The sequence below is a fragment of the Lacicoccus alkaliphilus DSM 16010 genome, from assembly GCF_900142805.1.
GTDB lineage: Bacteria > Bacillota > Bacilli > Staphylococcales > Salinicoccaceae > Lacicoccus > Lacicoccus alkaliphilus.
Window position 1 is genome coordinate 436,361 of record NZ_FRCF01000002.1, and the last position, 13,777, is coordinate 450,137.

Below are 13,777 nucleotides of genomic sequence, written 5' to 3' on the forward strand. Positions count from 1 at the left end.
TATCAGCGGTTTATTAACCTGACATGGTGAACATGTAAATGTATATTAGGAGGATGTAAAAATTCTGTAAACATCAAAAAAACAGAGTTTTATTTTCTTTTCTGGAATGGGTCCGTATTCACACTGCTCGCCTCAGCTTTGGTATCCACCTTTCGCCTTAACAGATCCCGGAGGCCCTCTGCCATGAAAGATTCGAGGGAGTGTCCTGCATCAATGATATTGCGGCCCTGAAGCTTTGCATCATATGCCTCATGATATTTGACATCGCCTGTAATCAGTACATCTATTCCCCGCCTGAAGGCGTCAGTTGCGTAGCTCATCCCGGAGCCGCCGATGATGCCGGCCGTCATTATCTTCTCATCATTGCCCTTCACGACATTTACAATGCTTGCTCCGGTTTTTTCTTCGAGCAGCGCCACCAATGATTCGAGGGAGCCTTCATAATCGATTTTCACACCAAGCCCCTTATTCGGAACGTTATTGATGGTGAATATATCGAATGCCGGTTCTTCGTACGGATGGACCTTCAACAGGGCTTCAATGACCTTATCCTGTTCATGGGATTCGAATATTGCCTCGACAACATATTCATCGACGATTTCAAGTTCATTGTTCGTGCCGATATGCGGGTTCGCATTTTCATTCGGCCTGAACTGACCAGTAATCGGATATTCGAAAAAGCACTCGCTGTAATCACCCTGGTTCCCTACTCCGCCTTTCGAGAGCCCCTCTTTAAGCGCTTCTTTATCTTCTGCCGGGATATTGACCCTGAGTTTTTTAAGTTCATACTTTTTGGGGAGGAGGATTTCCGTTTCTGAAAAACCCAATGCTTCAGCTATCATATGACTGACTCCGTTAGGCTGATGATCCAGGTTTGTATGCATCGTAATGAGATTGATGTCATTTTTTATCAGTTTCCTGATGATCTTTCCGTAAAAATCTTCAGTCACCTCAGTTATTTTGGGAAATATCAGGGGATGGTGTGAAATGATCGTATTCAAACCACTCTCCACCGCTTCAGAGACCGTATCAATTGAACAGTCCAGGGCCGTCAGGATGCCGGTCACTTCATCTTCCATATCCCCGACCAGGAGTCCTGTATTGTCCCAGTCCTCACTGTCCTTGAAAGGAGCGATATCATCCAGTTCTTTTAAAAGGTCTTTAATCTTCATCTTCCAACACCTCTTCTAAAAGTTTGATTTTGGACTTTATTTCATTCCTCTTATCAGTATTCTTATCGCCGTCTATATTGTCGAATATCCTCTTCTGATGTTCATATTCCCACCTTACCTTCATCAGAAATGCTTCCTCGCGACGCTCCAGGTTCACAGGACCGAAGTGGAGTTCTTTCTCCGTCAGCATTTCGCGGCTTTCACCATGGTCGCATACGATGATTTCATAGTAATGCTTCCCGAGCTTCAAAACTTTTTCATGTACAATGCTGTAGTTCAATTCCGATACCGCTTTCCGCAGCGGATGAGTGTAATTATTGGCCTGCAGAACGAGACGCGGGAAATCCCGGACATTATCAAAACCGTCCCTTAGTATACTCGCTATCAGCGGTCCCCCCATCCCGCATATGGTGATGGTGTCCAATTCATCATCGGGGGTCAAAATTTTAAGTCCGTCGCCGAGACGCGCTTCGATCCTGTCACCATATCCATAAGTGCTGATGTTTTTAACCGTCGCTTCATAGGGGCCCGGCACGACTTCCCCGCATATTGCACTTTTTATGAGTCCTTCCCTGACAGCATAGATGGGGAGATAGGCATGATCAGACCCGATGTCTGCAAGGTTATCCCCCTTTATATGATCTGCTGCGTATTTCAATCTTTCATCTATCATTCAAACCATCCTCTAAAATAAAAACCCCCACATGCCGTGGAGGTTTTTCATTTGATATTATTCTGACCACATCTCATACATTGCAGTCAGTTCTTCATCGCTCACCTGACCCTCGTCAAATGCCGGCATTGAGCCCTGGCCTTCCCTCACGATCTCAGTGAATTCCTCTTCACTCAGATCAGTGCCTGCAAGTGCCGGCCCCATACCGCCTGAGAAGTCTTCACCGTGACATGACGCACAGCTGTTCTGAGCTACACCTTCAGCGTCCACGTCGCCGGATGAAGCGCCGTTTTCACCGTTCTCGCCGTTTTCTTCTGAGCCTTCTTCGCCGTTTTCTTCAGTGGCGACTTCTTCTCCTTCTTCCTCCTGGTTCGCACCTTGTGCAGAAAGTAAGAAAACCAGACCCACACCTAAAAAGATGATAAGTAAAAATGGTATAATCGGATTCTTATTCAAATGTTGACCCTCCCTTATAATAAGCATATACAATTATAATTGTATATTAAAAACCAGTAATGTCAAAATAATTTTGTAGATAAAATTACACATTGAACCATGAACTTAGTCCATGAAATCCTTCAACCTTTTACTTCTGCTCGGGTGACGCAGCTTCCTCAGGGCTTTCGCCTCAATCTGACGTATCCTTTCGCGTGTGACACCGAAGACTTTCCCGACTTCTTCAAGTGTCCTTGTACGTCCATCATCGAGACCGAAACGCAGTCTCAATACATTCTCTTCACGGTCGGTCAGAGTGTCGAGCACATCTTCCAGCTGCTCTTTCAGCAATTCATAAGCGGCATGATCCGAAGGGCTTTGTGCTTCCTGGTCCTCTATGAAGTCCCCCAGATGACTGTCATCCTCCTCGCCGATAGGGGTTTCGAGTGAGACCGGCTCCTGTGCGATTTTAAGGATTTCACGGACTTTATCCGCCGGAAGATCCATCTCTTCACCGATCTCTTCGGGGAGCGGTTCACGCCCCAGATCCTGAAGCAGTTGGCGTTGGATTCTGATCAGTTTATTGATCGTCTCCACCATATGGACAGGTATGCGGATCGTCCTTGCCTGGTCGGCAATCGCCCTTGTGATCGCCTGACGGATCCACCATGTCGCGTAAGTGGAGAATTTGAAGCCTTTGGAAAAATCGAATTTCTCAACGGCTTTGATCAGTCCCATATTCCCTTCCTGAATCAAATCGAGAAAGAGCATCCCGCGTCCGACATACCTTTTTGCGATGCTGACCACGAGTCGCAGGTTGGCTTCGGCCAGCCGGCTTTTTGCCACCTCATCGCCTTTTTCAATCCTCTTGGCAAGTTCTATTTCTTCTGCCGCGCTGAGGAGGTCGACCCGTCCGATTTCTTTAAGGTACATGCGGACCGGATCATTGATCTTCACCCCGGGCGGCGCACTCATGTCATGGAGGTTCAATTTATCATCTGTATCTGCAGCATCTTTTTCATTTATCAAACGGATATCATTTTCACCGAGTTCTTCAAAAAATTCATCCATTGCATCTGCATCAAGCTCAAAATTGGCCATTTTATCAGCGATTTCCTCATGTGATAAATGACCTTCCTTTTTCCCTTTTTCAAGGAGCACCTGTTTCACTTGTTCAATTGAGGTAAACAACTCCGCTTCTTTATTTCCGGTTGTCCCAACGGTATTTTCAGCCATAAATGTACCTCCTAAATATATTGACTAGCTTTTATATCTGCTGTTAATATCCAAAAGCTGCTGCATGATCTGCGCCTGCAGATCAATATCATTATCCGCTTCCGCCTCCCTGAGACGTGCAAATAAGATCTGTTTCTCTTTGTTACTGTTCCTTTTTCCACTCAGATCATCCAGATAATCATCGATTTCATCCTTCGAAACTTCGCTTTGAATCCTGATATTATCAATGTTAATAACGACTTCCAGCAGGTCATTCGGAAGTTGGTGGATAAATGATGATACTTCAAATGTGTCATGAGTGTCAAAATAATTGCACAACCCTTTAAATATACCATAGTATTGCTCTGACGTTAATACTTCAATATCGACTCTGTCTCTTGCGTAGTCGAACAGATTTTTATCATTCATAAGCGCTTTTAAAAAGTAGCGCTCTTTTTTTTGCCTTATTGAGAGTCTTTCGGTGTGTTGTATAACACTTTCCCGTTTTTGGGATGTTCTAACAGGAAGTTTGCTTTCTATTTGAGATTTATCTATATCATATGCCTCACTTATATGCATGATGAGCCTTGATTTGATGGCTTCATCACTCACAAAGGCGAGCAGGTCGGTCAAAATGTTGATATTTTGTGAAAATGCCAGGTCATTATTCATACTTTCATTCAGCAGATTTTCGGCCAGGAAATGTATATAGTGGCGCTTTTCATTCTTCACGAGGTAGCGGAAGGCTTCTCCTCCGTTTTTTTCAATATATTCATCAGGATCCATACCGCCGGGCAACTGGATGACAAAAGTGTTGAGACCGTATTTCAGCAGTGTCTCACCAATATCCATCGTCGCCTGTCTGCCGGCGCCATCACCGTCGAACATCAGTGTCACATTGGAGGCCAGCCGGTTCAGGAGATTGATGTTCTCCTCACTTAATGCCGTGCCCATCAATCCGACTATGTTCTCTATCTTCAGTGACTTCACCTTCAATACATCAAGATGCCCTTCCATCAGAATGATTTCGTCCTGCGACCTGATCGATTTTCTGGCATCACTCAAATTGAACATCAGATGACGTTTCTGGAACACTTTCGTCTCAGGTGTGTTCAGATACTTCGGTTCGGCACCATCAAGACTCCTCGCCGTGAAACCAACGATATAATTCTGGTGGTTTTTTATGGGAATCATTATACGGTTGACGAACCGGTCGTAATAGGAGAAGTTCGTTTCATTTCTTGACAGCAGTCCTGCACTGTAAGCCGCCTCTTCTGTAAAACCTTTCTCCAATATTGCATTTTTGGTGAATGAAGACATTTTAGGCGCAAGTCCCACCTTCTCCTTTTTCAGGAGGTCGCTTGGGAACCCTCTTTCCAGGAGGTAATTCAAAGCTTCCGCGCCTTCGTTGGTATGCATGAGTATATGATGGAACAGTTCCGAGACATATTCATGCATTTTGATGAACTGCATGTCATCATCATCGACCCTGCTTTCATTTGCGGAGATTTCAACACCAAGCGGCTTTCCCAGTCTCTTCACCGATTCCGTAAAGGAAATGTTCTCGATTTCCATTATAAACTGAAAGACATTTCCACCTTTTTTACAGCCGAAACAGTGGCAGATCTGCTTTTCAGGGCTGACGCTGAAAGATGGTGTCTTCTCATCATGAAAAGGGCAAAGACCGACGTAGTTCCGCCCCCGTTTTTCAAGTTTAAGATAACCTGAAACAAGATCGGTAATGTCGGTCCTTTCCCTGACGTATTCTATTGTTTCCTGCGGGATACTCATAAGCTATCACCCTTTGATATCTATTTTACCATCTACGTACTTCATAATCTCATTTGCCGTTTCCTCAATGGCTTTTTCAGATACATCGATGACAGGGCATCCGATCTTTTCTACGATTGAATCGAAGTATTCAAGTTCTTCCTTTATCCTTTCATCCCTCGCATAGCTTGCCGTGTCCTTCAGGCCCAGCTGGGTCAGCCGTTCCTTCCTGATTTTATTGAGCGAAGAGGATTTGATCCTGAGTCCTATACATTTGGATTTCGGGATGTCAAACAACTCTTTGGGCGGAGTCACTTCCGGGACTAAAGGCATATTCATCACTTTATATTTTTTCAACGCAAGGAATTGGGACAGGGGGGTTTTTGAAGTCCTTGACACACCAATAAGCACGATATCCGCCTTGTCGAGCCCGCCCGCATCTTTACCATCATCATACTTGACCGCGAACTCGATCGCTTCGATTTTTTGAAAATAATCTTCATCCAGCTTATGCACACGTCCGGGCTCATAATAAGGCTGGGCTTCCACCTTCCCTTCCAAAATGGACATGAGCGGACCCATGACGTCCACAGAAGGAATGTCCTCTTTCTTCAGTTCCTCTTTCAGGTAGTGCCTGAACTTAGGAGTGATTATTGTGAAGACCACAATTGCCCCCTTGCTTTTGGCAAGATCGACGACATCATCAATATTCTCCTCTGAATCGATATAAGGATATCTGATCAGTACATCCGAGGTACTGTCTGATTCGAATTGCGCCAATGCGGCTTTGGCGACCAGTTCACCTGTTTCCCCGACTGAATCCGATGCAATGATTACTTTAATATTAGACATAGGGACACTCCTTATTCCATTAAATTGACAAACACTCTTGTGATATTGGTTTTGGTGATCCTTCCGATCACCACTTCCTGTCCATCTTCTTTATCTATGACCGGTATGGAGTCGATCTGCTTTTCAATCAGCTGATTCGCTGCATAAATCAGCAAATCGTTGGGATAACATGTCGTAATGTGGGGCTTGCGGGTCATGATTACACTGACCGGCGTCTTTTCAATATCACTTTTCCCCATAGTCCCTTTAAGGAGATCTTTCCTTGATATGACCCCCACCAGGTCCCTCTTGTCATCTATGGCATACAGAGTACCGACATCCTCGAGGAACATCTTGACAATCGCTTCATAAATGGATGTGTCCTCCTTGATTAAAATAGGCAGGCTCTGTACATCCCTGACTAAAATGTTCCGTATTTTGGTGGTTAAGATTTCCTCCGGTTCCTTTCCGGTGTAAAAATATCCAACACGCGGGCGGGCATCCAGATAACCGCTCATTGTCAAAATCGCAAGGTCCGGTCTTAAGGTCGCCCTTGTCAAAGAGAGCTGCTCTGCAATCTTGCTTCCGGTTATCGGCCCATGCTGTTTGACGATTTTCAATATCTTTTCCTGCCTGCTGTTCAATTCCATGGCCTCACTCCCAATATGATTAATTATAATACATCTTGAAAAATAAAGAAATACAATGAAATATTTGCACTTCCGATTAACATTTAATATAATGGCTTTAAGCGAGTTAAGGATGGTGTGAGCTTAACGACTTCAAATGGCACATATGTTTTGAATTCATCGAATATAATGGAATATTAAAAGTTGAGTGGAACACACTAATTTGGGTGGAACCGCGGGTATGGACCCGTCCCAGGATAGCACAGCTATCCTGGGACTTTTTTATTTTTAACCAACTACTTTAAGGAGTGTTATGTATGGACATGGACAAAATTGTTAATTTATCAAAGGCACGGGGTTTTGTATTCCCGGGCAGTGAAATTTACGGCGGACTTGCCAACACTTGGGACTACGGCCCGCTCGGTATTGAACTTAAAAACAACGTAAAGGCCGCATGGTGGAAAAAGTTCATCCAGGAATCCCCGTATAATGTAGGTGTTGATGCCGCCATCCTCATGAATCCGAAAACATGGGAAGCTTCAGGTCACCTCAACAACTTCAATGACCCTATGATCGACTGTAAGGAATGTAAAAGCCGTCATCGTGCAGACAAACTCATTGAAAATGTCCTCCAGAAAGAAGATGACAATTTTGTTGCCGACGGTTTAAGCTTCGATGAAATGAAGAACATCATCGATGAGCGTAATATAACGTGCCCGAACTGCGGTGCACATGCTTATACCGACATCCGTCAGTTCAACCTGATGTTCAAAACTTTCCAGGGTGTCACAGAATCCTCAACGAACGAGATTTTCCTGCGTCCGGAAACTGCCCAGGGCATCTTTGTGAACTATAAGAATGTTCAAAGATCCATGCGCAAAAAACTGCCTTTCGGCATCGGCATGATCGGCAAATCATTCCGTAACGAAATCACACCGGGCAACTTCATCTTCAGAACAAGGGAATTCGAGCAGATGGAACTTGAATTCTTCTGTAAACCGGGTACGGAAGTCGAATGGCAGAAATACTGGAAAGATTTCTGTCAGAACTGGCTGCTGGAACTTGGTCTCGCTGACGGCAACCTCCGCATGCGCGACCATGACGATGATGAGCTGTCCCACTACTCCAATGCCACTACAGATATCGAGTACAGATTCCCGTTTGGCTGGGGAGAGCTTTGGGGTATTGCGAGCCGTACGAATTTCGACTTGAGACAGCATATGGAACATTCCAAAGAAGATCTCACATATCATGACCAGGAATCAGGAGAGAAATTCATTCCGTTCGTCATCGAACCGGCGCTTGGACTCGACCGGGTGACGCTTGCCTTCATGAGTGATGCATATGAAGAGGAAGAGCTTGGAAATGGTGAGTCCAGAACTGTCATGAGATTCCACCCGAGCCTGGCACCATACAAGGCAGCGGTCCTGCCGTTATCCAAGAAATTGAGTGACGATGCCTTCAAAGTGTTTGAAAAACTTGCCCCTGACTTCAATGTCGAATTCGATGAGTCACAGTCGATCGGTAAGAGATACCGCCGTCAGGACGAAATCGGCACACCGTACTGCATCACTTTCGACTTCGATTCATTGGAGGACAATATGGTGACGGTGCGCGAGAGGGATACGATGGAACAGATAAGAATGCCGATAGATGAAGTGAACGGCTTCTTGAAAGAAAGAATCAAATTTTAAGATTATGCAACCCCGGCAGCTGAAGTCAGCTGCCGGGGTTTTTATCAGAAATTCGACAAGCCGGTCGCTCATAATGAACTTGGAATGGCATTGTTTTTTCAATGACCGCCCGCAATGACCAGAAGGGGATAAGAATAACTTTAAAATCTTTTTCACCCTCTGTATGGTCCCATCTAATCATTACGTGATCAAACGCCTGGCCTTAAAGTACACTCCTGCATACTCATCATAAATCAGTTCTGTGAACTTCAAGAGCTTCCTCCCGTTTTCCGGGGCCACATTAATTGAATTAATCAAATCAAGCCTGGCGTTTTTCATGTAAGCGGCCAGATATATTATACGGTTGCCGATATGCACAGACCGCTCCAGGGTTTCTTCATCAAGACAATGATCGCAGACTACACTGTGATATTTGAATGAATAATGACTGAAAACATTGTATTCCCGGCTGCCGCACAGTGCGCATTCATCTACGTTTATCTCGATGCCGTAACGCGGCATCAGTTTTGCGGCCACCATGGCAGTAGTAGCGTTCTTTTCATTTTCGTCCTTTTTTTCAAGTAATTTAAAGGCTTTCATCAGAAGTTCATAATCTTTGGGCGTGACATCCTCGTCGTTTAAAATTTTCGTGACGTATTCCATGATGTAACTGCCGTATGCAAACATTTCAAAATCCTCATTGATGCCCTTGAAATGGGAAATTACATCGACTTCATTCAATGTCCCTATCCCTTTGAAGCGGTTATAGGTGAATAATGCCTCCTTGAATCCCTGCCTGAGGACGATGAAAGAGCTTTTCGGCTTGTTGAATCCGCGGGCCATCAAGGGCACCATCACGCCCTCTTCATTTAAAATGGTAATGATCCGGCTGGACTCACTATAATTGGTCTGCCGGATCATTATACCCTTTTGCTGATAAATCATATCATCACCTAATATTCATCATCCCTGTAGCCGAGTGAGCGTATGAAGTTGGTTTTATTGCGCCAGTCCTTCTGCACTTTGACCCAGAGTTCAAGATAAACTTTGCTTCCAAGAAGGTTTTCTATGTCGACTCTTGCCAATTTGCCGATTTCCTTCAGCATTTTACCGCCTTTGCCGATGACCATGCCTTTTTGTGACTCCCGTTCAACGTAGATCGTGGCCTGGACATGGACCTTTCCGCCTTCCTCATTCGCTTTCATCTTCTCCACCTCAACACCGATGGCATGGGGAATTTCCTGACTCGTGAGATGCAGTGCTTTCTCACGGATGAGTTCACTGACTATGAAGTGCTCGGGATGATCGGTCACCCTGTCTTCAGGATAATACATCGGGCCTTCCGGAAGGTAGCTTTCGATGACTTCCACAAGCTTATCCACATTGTTGCCCTGGAGCGCTGATATCGGTACGATTTCACTGAAGTTGAGCTTATCCTTATAAACTTCGATCTGTTTGATCAGATCATCCGGATGCACAAGATCGATTTTATTCAACACGAGCACGATGGGAGTGGATGTGTGCTCAAGCATTTCGATGATGAACTCATCACCACGCCCGATCTCTTCGGCAACATTGACGATGAAGAGGATCACTTCCGTTTCCCTCAAAGTGTTTCGTGCGACTTTCATCATATGCTCCCCGAGCTGATGCTTCGGTTTGTGGATGCCCGGTGTATCGATGAAAATCATCTGAGACTGTTCGGTCGTGTATACACCCTGTATTTTATTTCTCGTCGTCTGCGGTTTATCAGACATTATCGCGACCTTTTGGCCGAGCACTTTATTCATGAAAGTCGACTTCCCTACATTCGGGCGTCCGATGATGCTGATGAAACCGGATTTAAATTTATCTTCACTCATTTTTCATGTCCTTTCCTGAGAAGCCCAGCGGCAGCAGGTCGTCCACCGAGCGTTTAATCACTTCGCCGGTCTTACTCGTCAAGTATACCGGCATATCATCGCGGCACAGCTCTTTCATCACCTGGCGGCATACGCCGCAGGGGCTTGCAGGCGCTTCCGCATCCGTGACGACCACAAGTGCTTTAAACTTTGTGATGTTATTCGAATAAGCGCTGACCAAAGCGCTCCTCTCGGCACAGATTGTTGCAGGGTAGGCTGCGTTTTCAATATTCGCCCCATATATATACTGATCATCTTCCGTTACAAGCAGCGCGCCCACATTGAAATTCGAATATGGCGTGTATGCGCGGCTCTGTGCTTCGATGGCTTCTTTCAGCCATTCTTCCTTGAATATTCCATCATTCATGTAAGTCACTCTCCTAGGCAAAGAACCCGATTATTTTTGGGATGAATATTATCATTCCTGTGATTGAGGCGTAGATTGCCGCAAGCAATACGGCAAGCGCAGACGTGTCCTTTGCGCACTTCGCGAGCGTATGGACTTCGCCGGTCACGAGGTCAACCGTATACTCGATGCTTGTATTCAAAATTTCACTGATCAGCACGATGAATATTGCGCTGATGATGAAAAGCCATTCTACAGTATCCAGTCTGAATAAAAATCCTGCTGCTGCGACAATGAAGGCGATCAGCAGATGCACGGCAAAATGGAAGTCTTTTCTCAACAATGCATCGATGCCCTGGAGCGCAAATTTAAAGCGGTTCATCGTTATTCATCTCTCGAAACTCCAAACGCTTCCAAAATTTCATCCTGGGTCCGGTTCATCTCTCTCTCTTCCGCTTCTTCCAAGTGATCATAACCCAGCAGATGGAGGAATCCATGAAGCGACAAAAATAATAATTCACGCCTGTAGCTGTGGCCGTACTCCTCTGCCTGCTCCCCGGCGCGATCGGTGGAAATGATGATGTCCCCGAGTGTTCTCGGAGCCTCTTCATGTATCAGGTTGAATTCATCGTCTTCCATGGCAAAAGAAATGACATCCGTCACTTCATCCTTATCCCTGTATTGATGATTGATTTCACGTATCGACGTGTTGTCCACAAACGATACACTGATTTCCGCATTTGACCCGGACTCCAGTTTTCCGAATGCGAAATTCAACAACCGGCTGATTTCCTGCTGTTCCTCATGCGAAGTGTAACCGTCATCATCTATAAAATCGACTGTCAGCATAGTGCACCCCTATTCATAGGCTTTAATGATTTTTGAGACCAGCGGATGTCTGACCACATCCGTCTCATCCATGCGGTTGATTGCCACGCCTTTGACGTCATCAAGTCTTCTCACCGCTTCGATCAAACCGCTTTTTGTGGCTCCCGGCAGATCGATCTGTGTTTCGTCACCGGTGACGACCATCTTGGAGCCGAAACCGAGACGGGTCAGAAACATCTTCATCTGCATTTCCGTAGTATTCTGGGCTTCATCAAGTATACAGAACGCATCGTTCAATGTACGCCCCCTCATATAGGCGAGCGGGGCGACCTCTATGACGCCCCGTTCCACCAGCCTGTCGGTCTGCTCCGTTCCGAGGACCGTATGAAGACCGTCATACAAGGGCCTGAGATACGGGTCGACTTTCTCCTTCAGGTCCCCCGGCAGGAAACCGAGGTTCTCCCCGGCCTCGACGGCAGGACGGGTCAGCACGATCCGCTTGACCTGCCCATCCCTCAGCATCTGGCAGGCAAAAACAACCGCAAGAAATGTCTTACCTGTGCCTGCCGGGCCGATCCCGAAAGTCAGGTCACTGCGTTTAATGTTTTCAATATATAATCTTTGTCCGGTGGTTTTGGCACGAATGCCCCTGCCCTTATTATCTTTGGCAATCACTTCATTATATAGATCAAGAAGATATTCAATCGTCCCGTTTTTAGCCATGCTTGATGCCGATTGAACATCCCTCAGATTCACTTTCATCCCACGCTGGATGATTTTAAGCAAATGTATGAGCACATCCTCTGCCTGTTCAACATTCTCATCATCCTGCCCGCTCACTGTAATTTCATTGCCGAGCGTATGGATGGTGACGTCGAACATATCCTCCAGAAATGTTATATGTGCATCATTCGCCCCGATGAGCGCCTGCGCCTCTTCGAGACTCTCTATACTTATTATATTAGGCATTTACAAACCCCTTTAATTATTTTGTGATTACCTTAAATTTACCATTATCAAAACCCTACTGCAATCAATTAGCGGAAGGCTGAAAAGTTTATCCCCTTCAACCAGGCCATCCGGTCTGCACTGTTCACCAAGTGTCACATACAGGAAATCGGAAGACCGGAAAAAGAAAAAGACCTTATGAAGGTCTTCTTCATAGTACAGCAGTCAGGTAAACGACCACCCACGCACTGATCCAAAGCACATGAACGACTTCCAGAATACCCAATTTTTTAGGTGTCCACCCTCTACCATAGACACCCACCGCCCTGATGATGCCGACCACGAAGGCTATGCCGAGAAGATAATGCCAAGCCAGCATTCCGAGGAACAACAGTGCATGATATATGTATGAAGCATTCCGGTACCGGATATTCTTACGCTCCCTGACCACTGTTTTCACCACCAGCGCCGATCCGACAAAATATAAAAAGCTGACTGCAATTACGGTTGTGATGCCGTGGGTCCACTCATGAGAGTTCAAAAAAGCTATACCGCCACCCGCTATTGAAAATATCATGATTGCAGCAATGTCGTTGATGATGTTCCTCTCATCCCTGATTTTTGCGTAGTAAGCAGTAATCAGTCCCAGCGGCAGCATCACGATAAAGAAAAACATGATGCGGTATTCCACCATCAAAGGATATAAGAAGAGCAGTATGGCGATGCCCCCGAACATTAACGCTGATTTCAAGTATCCGAACTCTTTGTTCCTTTTCATCCTCTTGATGAACATGAGCGCATGATCGGCCGCAAAGAACATGAGCAGCCAGCCGGCCATGTAAAACAATTGTGAAAAATGAAAACCGCCTGCGGCAATTCCAAGCAGGAGAGGCATGAAAATCATGGCCCATGCCCCGTGCTGGTTTTGTTTCTTGAATTTCATAATGTCACCTCTTAATGCCATTATATCCAACGAAACCGCGAACATACCAGATCATCTTTACAATTTTGTGAAAAAAATAACAAGAAATCACTCTGACTCAACTGCTTTACTTTATCATTTTCTTTGTCTCTGCTTCCCTCTCCATGACTGCCCTGGCAAAAGGACACTCGGGAACGATTTTTTTATCCTCTTCACGCGCATACTCGATCACCATTCCGACTAAAGCACTGCCCATGCCCTGTCCGCTCAACTGATTCGCAACCTGAGTGCTGTCTATGATGAAGTCGCCCTCGTCGTCCACAATATACGATACATAAGCCTCTGGATTCAATTCATCCTCACCGACGAAGAACATGTTTTCACCTTTTTTAATATCAACATCCATTATTCACACCTCCTGATCACTTATCATA

16 protein-coding genes are annotated in these 13,777 nt (G+C 45.5%); 1 reads left to right on the forward strand and 15 read right to left on the reverse strand.

The annotated features are described in order from the left end of the window. Positions 1–89: 89 nt before the first annotated feature. From BUA12_RS02380 to ccpN, 7 genes are all read right to left on the reverse strand, one after another. The gene (locus BUA12_RS02380) at positions 90–1,172 is read right to left on the reverse strand and encodes a Nif3-like dinuclear metal center hexameric protein (RefSeq protein ID WP_072707923.1); all 1,083 of its coding nucleotides are present in this window, start codon (positions 1,170–1,172) and stop codon (positions 90–92) included. Next, the gene (locus BUA12_RS02385) at positions 1,162–1,845 is read right to left on the reverse strand and encodes a tRNA (adenine(22)-N(1))-methyltransferase (RefSeq protein ID WP_072707925.1); all 684 of its coding nucleotides are present in this window, start codon (positions 1,843–1,845) and stop codon (positions 1,162–1,164) included. The genes BUA12_RS02380 and BUA12_RS02385 overlap by 11 nt, the downstream gene beginning before the upstream one ends. Positions 1,846–1,902: 57 nt before the next feature. Further along, on the reverse strand, positions 1,903–2,301 hold the full coding sequence (locus BUA12_RS02390) for a c-type cytochrome (RefSeq protein ID WP_072707927.1): 399 nt from the start codon (positions 2,299–2,301) through the stop codon (positions 1,903–1,905). A gap of 105 nt (positions 2,302–2,406) precedes the next feature. Beyond that, the gene (rpoD, locus tag BUA12_RS02395) at positions 2,407–3,516 is read right to left on the reverse strand and encodes an RNA polymerase sigma factor RpoD (protein ID WP_072707929.1); all 1,110 of its coding nucleotides are present in this window, start codon (positions 3,514–3,516) and stop codon (positions 2,407–2,409) included. Positions 3,517–3,540: 24 nt separating this feature from the next. Next, the gene (dnaG, locus tag BUA12_RS02400; RefSeq protein ID WP_072707931.1) at positions 3,541–5,286 is read right to left on the reverse strand and encodes a DNA primase; all 1,746 of its coding nucleotides are present in this window, start codon (positions 5,284–5,286) and stop codon (positions 3,541–3,543) included. Between the two features lie 6 nt (positions 5,287–5,292). Further along, a complete protein-coding gene (locus BUA12_RS02405) occupies positions 5,293–6,117 on the reverse strand; it encodes a pyruvate, water dikinase regulatory protein (RefSeq protein WP_072707933.1) in 825 nt (274 codons plus the stop codon). Positions 6,118–6,128: 11 nt separating this feature from the next. After that, entirely contained in the window at positions 6,129–6,746 is a 618-nt protein-coding gene (gene ccpN, locus BUA12_RS02410) for a transcriptional regulator CcpN (protein WP_072707935.1), read from the reverse strand. Between the two features lie 296 nt (positions 6,747–7,042). Here ccpN and BUA12_RS02415 point away from each other — a divergent pair, with 296 nt between their 5' ends. Further along, positions 7,043–8,419: a glycine--tRNA ligase gene (locus tag BUA12_RS02415; RefSeq protein ID WP_072707937.1), complete on the forward strand. Its 1,377-nt coding sequence runs from the start codon at positions 7,043–7,045 to the stop codon at positions 8,417–8,419. Positions 8,420–8,599: 180 nt separating this feature from the next. Here BUA12_RS02415 and recO read toward each other — a convergent pair whose 3' ends face one another. From recO to BUA12_RS02455, 8 genes are all read right to left on the reverse strand, one after another. Next, positions 8,600–9,343 carry a DNA repair protein RecO gene (gene recO, locus BUA12_RS02420; RefSeq protein WP_072707939.1) on the reverse strand — a complete coding sequence of 248 codons (744 nt, stop codon included), beginning with the start codon at positions 9,341–9,343 and terminating at the stop codon, positions 8,600–8,602. An 8-nt stretch (positions 9,344–9,351) separates the two neighbouring features. Beyond that, a complete protein-coding gene (era, locus tag BUA12_RS02425) occupies positions 9,352–10,260 on the reverse strand; it encodes a GTPase Era (protein WP_072707941.1) in 909 nt (302 codons plus the stop codon). After that, positions 10,253–10,666 (reverse strand): cytidine deaminase, encoded by a 414-nt coding sequence (gene cdd / locus BUA12_RS02430; RefSeq protein ID WP_072707943.1) that lies wholly within the window; start codon positions 10,664–10,666, stop codon positions 10,253–10,255. The genes era and cdd overlap by 8 nt, the downstream gene beginning before the upstream one ends. Positions 10,667–10,679: 13 nt before the next feature. Next, a complete protein-coding gene (locus BUA12_RS02435; RefSeq protein ID WP_072707946.1) occupies positions 10,680–11,027 on the reverse strand; it encodes a diacylglycerol kinase family protein in 348 nt (115 codons plus the stop codon). A 2-nt stretch (positions 11,028–11,029) separates the two neighbouring features. Continuing rightward, entirely contained in the window at positions 11,030–11,494 is a 465-nt protein-coding gene (ybeY, locus tag BUA12_RS02440; RefSeq protein WP_072707948.1) for an rRNA maturation RNase YbeY, read from the reverse strand. A gap of 9 nt (positions 11,495–11,503) precedes the next feature. Further along, complete coding sequence (locus BUA12_RS02445; RefSeq protein ID WP_072707950.1) at positions 11,504–12,442, reverse strand: PhoH family protein; 939 nt, start codon at positions 12,440–12,442, stop codon at positions 11,504–11,506. 190 nt (positions 12,443–12,632) lie between these two features. Then, complete coding sequence (locus tag BUA12_RS02450; protein ID WP_072707952.1) at positions 12,633–13,364, reverse strand: YwiC-like family protein; 732 nt, start codon at positions 13,362–13,364, stop codon at positions 12,633–12,635. A 106-nt stretch (positions 13,365–13,470) separates the two neighbouring features. Continuing rightward, positions 13,471–13,749: a GNAT family N-acetyltransferase gene (locus BUA12_RS02455; RefSeq protein WP_072707954.1), complete on the reverse strand. Its 279-nt coding sequence runs from the start codon at positions 13,747–13,749 to the stop codon at positions 13,471–13,473. Positions 13,750–13,777 lie beyond the last annotated feature (28 nt).

Coding starts and splice junctions, on each gene's coding strand:
- era (WP_072707941.1), bottom strand. CDS start 10,260: ATGAGTGAAGATAAATTTAAATCCGGTTTCATCAGCATCATCGGACGC.
- BUA12_RS02415 (WP_072707937.1), top strand. CDS start 7,043: ATGGACATGGACAAAATTGTTAATTTATCAAAGGCACGGGGTTTTGTA.
- rpoD (WP_072707929.1), bottom strand. CDS start 3,516: ATGGCTGAAAATACCGTTGGGACAACCGGAAATAAAGAAGCGGAGTTG.
- BUA12_RS02405 (WP_072707933.1), bottom strand. CDS start 6,117: ATGTCTAATATTAAAGTAATCATTGCATCGGATTCAGTCGGGGAAACA.
- cdd (WP_072707943.1), bottom strand. CDS start 10,666: ATGAATGATGGAATATTCAAGGAAGAATGGCTGAAAGAAGCCATCGAA.
- BUA12_RS02455 (WP_072707954.1), bottom strand. CDS start 13,749: ATGGATGTTGATATTAAAAAAGGTGAAAACATGTTCTTCGTCGGTGAG.
- BUA12_RS02445 (WP_072707950.1), bottom strand. CDS start 12,442: ATGCCTAATATAATAAGTATAGAGAGTCTCGAAGAGGCGCAGGCGCTC.
- BUA12_RS02385 (WP_072707925.1), bottom strand. CDS start 1,845: ATGATAGATGAAAGATTGAAATACGCAGCAGATCATATAAAGGGGGAT.
- BUA12_RS02435 (WP_072707946.1), bottom strand. CDS start 11,027: ATGAACCGCTTTAAATTTGCGCTCCAGGGCATCGATGCATTGTTGAGA.
- BUA12_RS02380 (WP_072707923.1), bottom strand. CDS start 1,172: ATGAAGATTAAAGACCTTTTAAAAGAACTGGATGATATCGCTCCTTTC.
- dnaG (WP_072707931.1), bottom strand. CDS start 5,286: ATGAGTATCCCGCAGGAAACAATAGAATACGTCAGGGAAAGGACCGAC.
- BUA12_RS02450 (WP_072707952.1), bottom strand. CDS start 13,364: ATGAAATTCAAGAAACAAAACCAGCACGGGGCATGGGCCATGATTTTC.
- ccpN (WP_072707935.1), bottom strand. CDS start 6,746: ATGGAATTGAACAGCAGGCAGGAAAAGATATTGAAAATCGTCAAACAG.
- ybeY (WP_072707948.1), bottom strand. CDS start 11,494: ATGCTGACAGTCGATTTTATAGATGATGACGGTTACACTTCGCATGAG.
- recO (WP_072707939.1), bottom strand. CDS start 9,343: ATGATTTATCAGCAAAAGGGTATAATGATCCGGCAGACCAATTATAGT.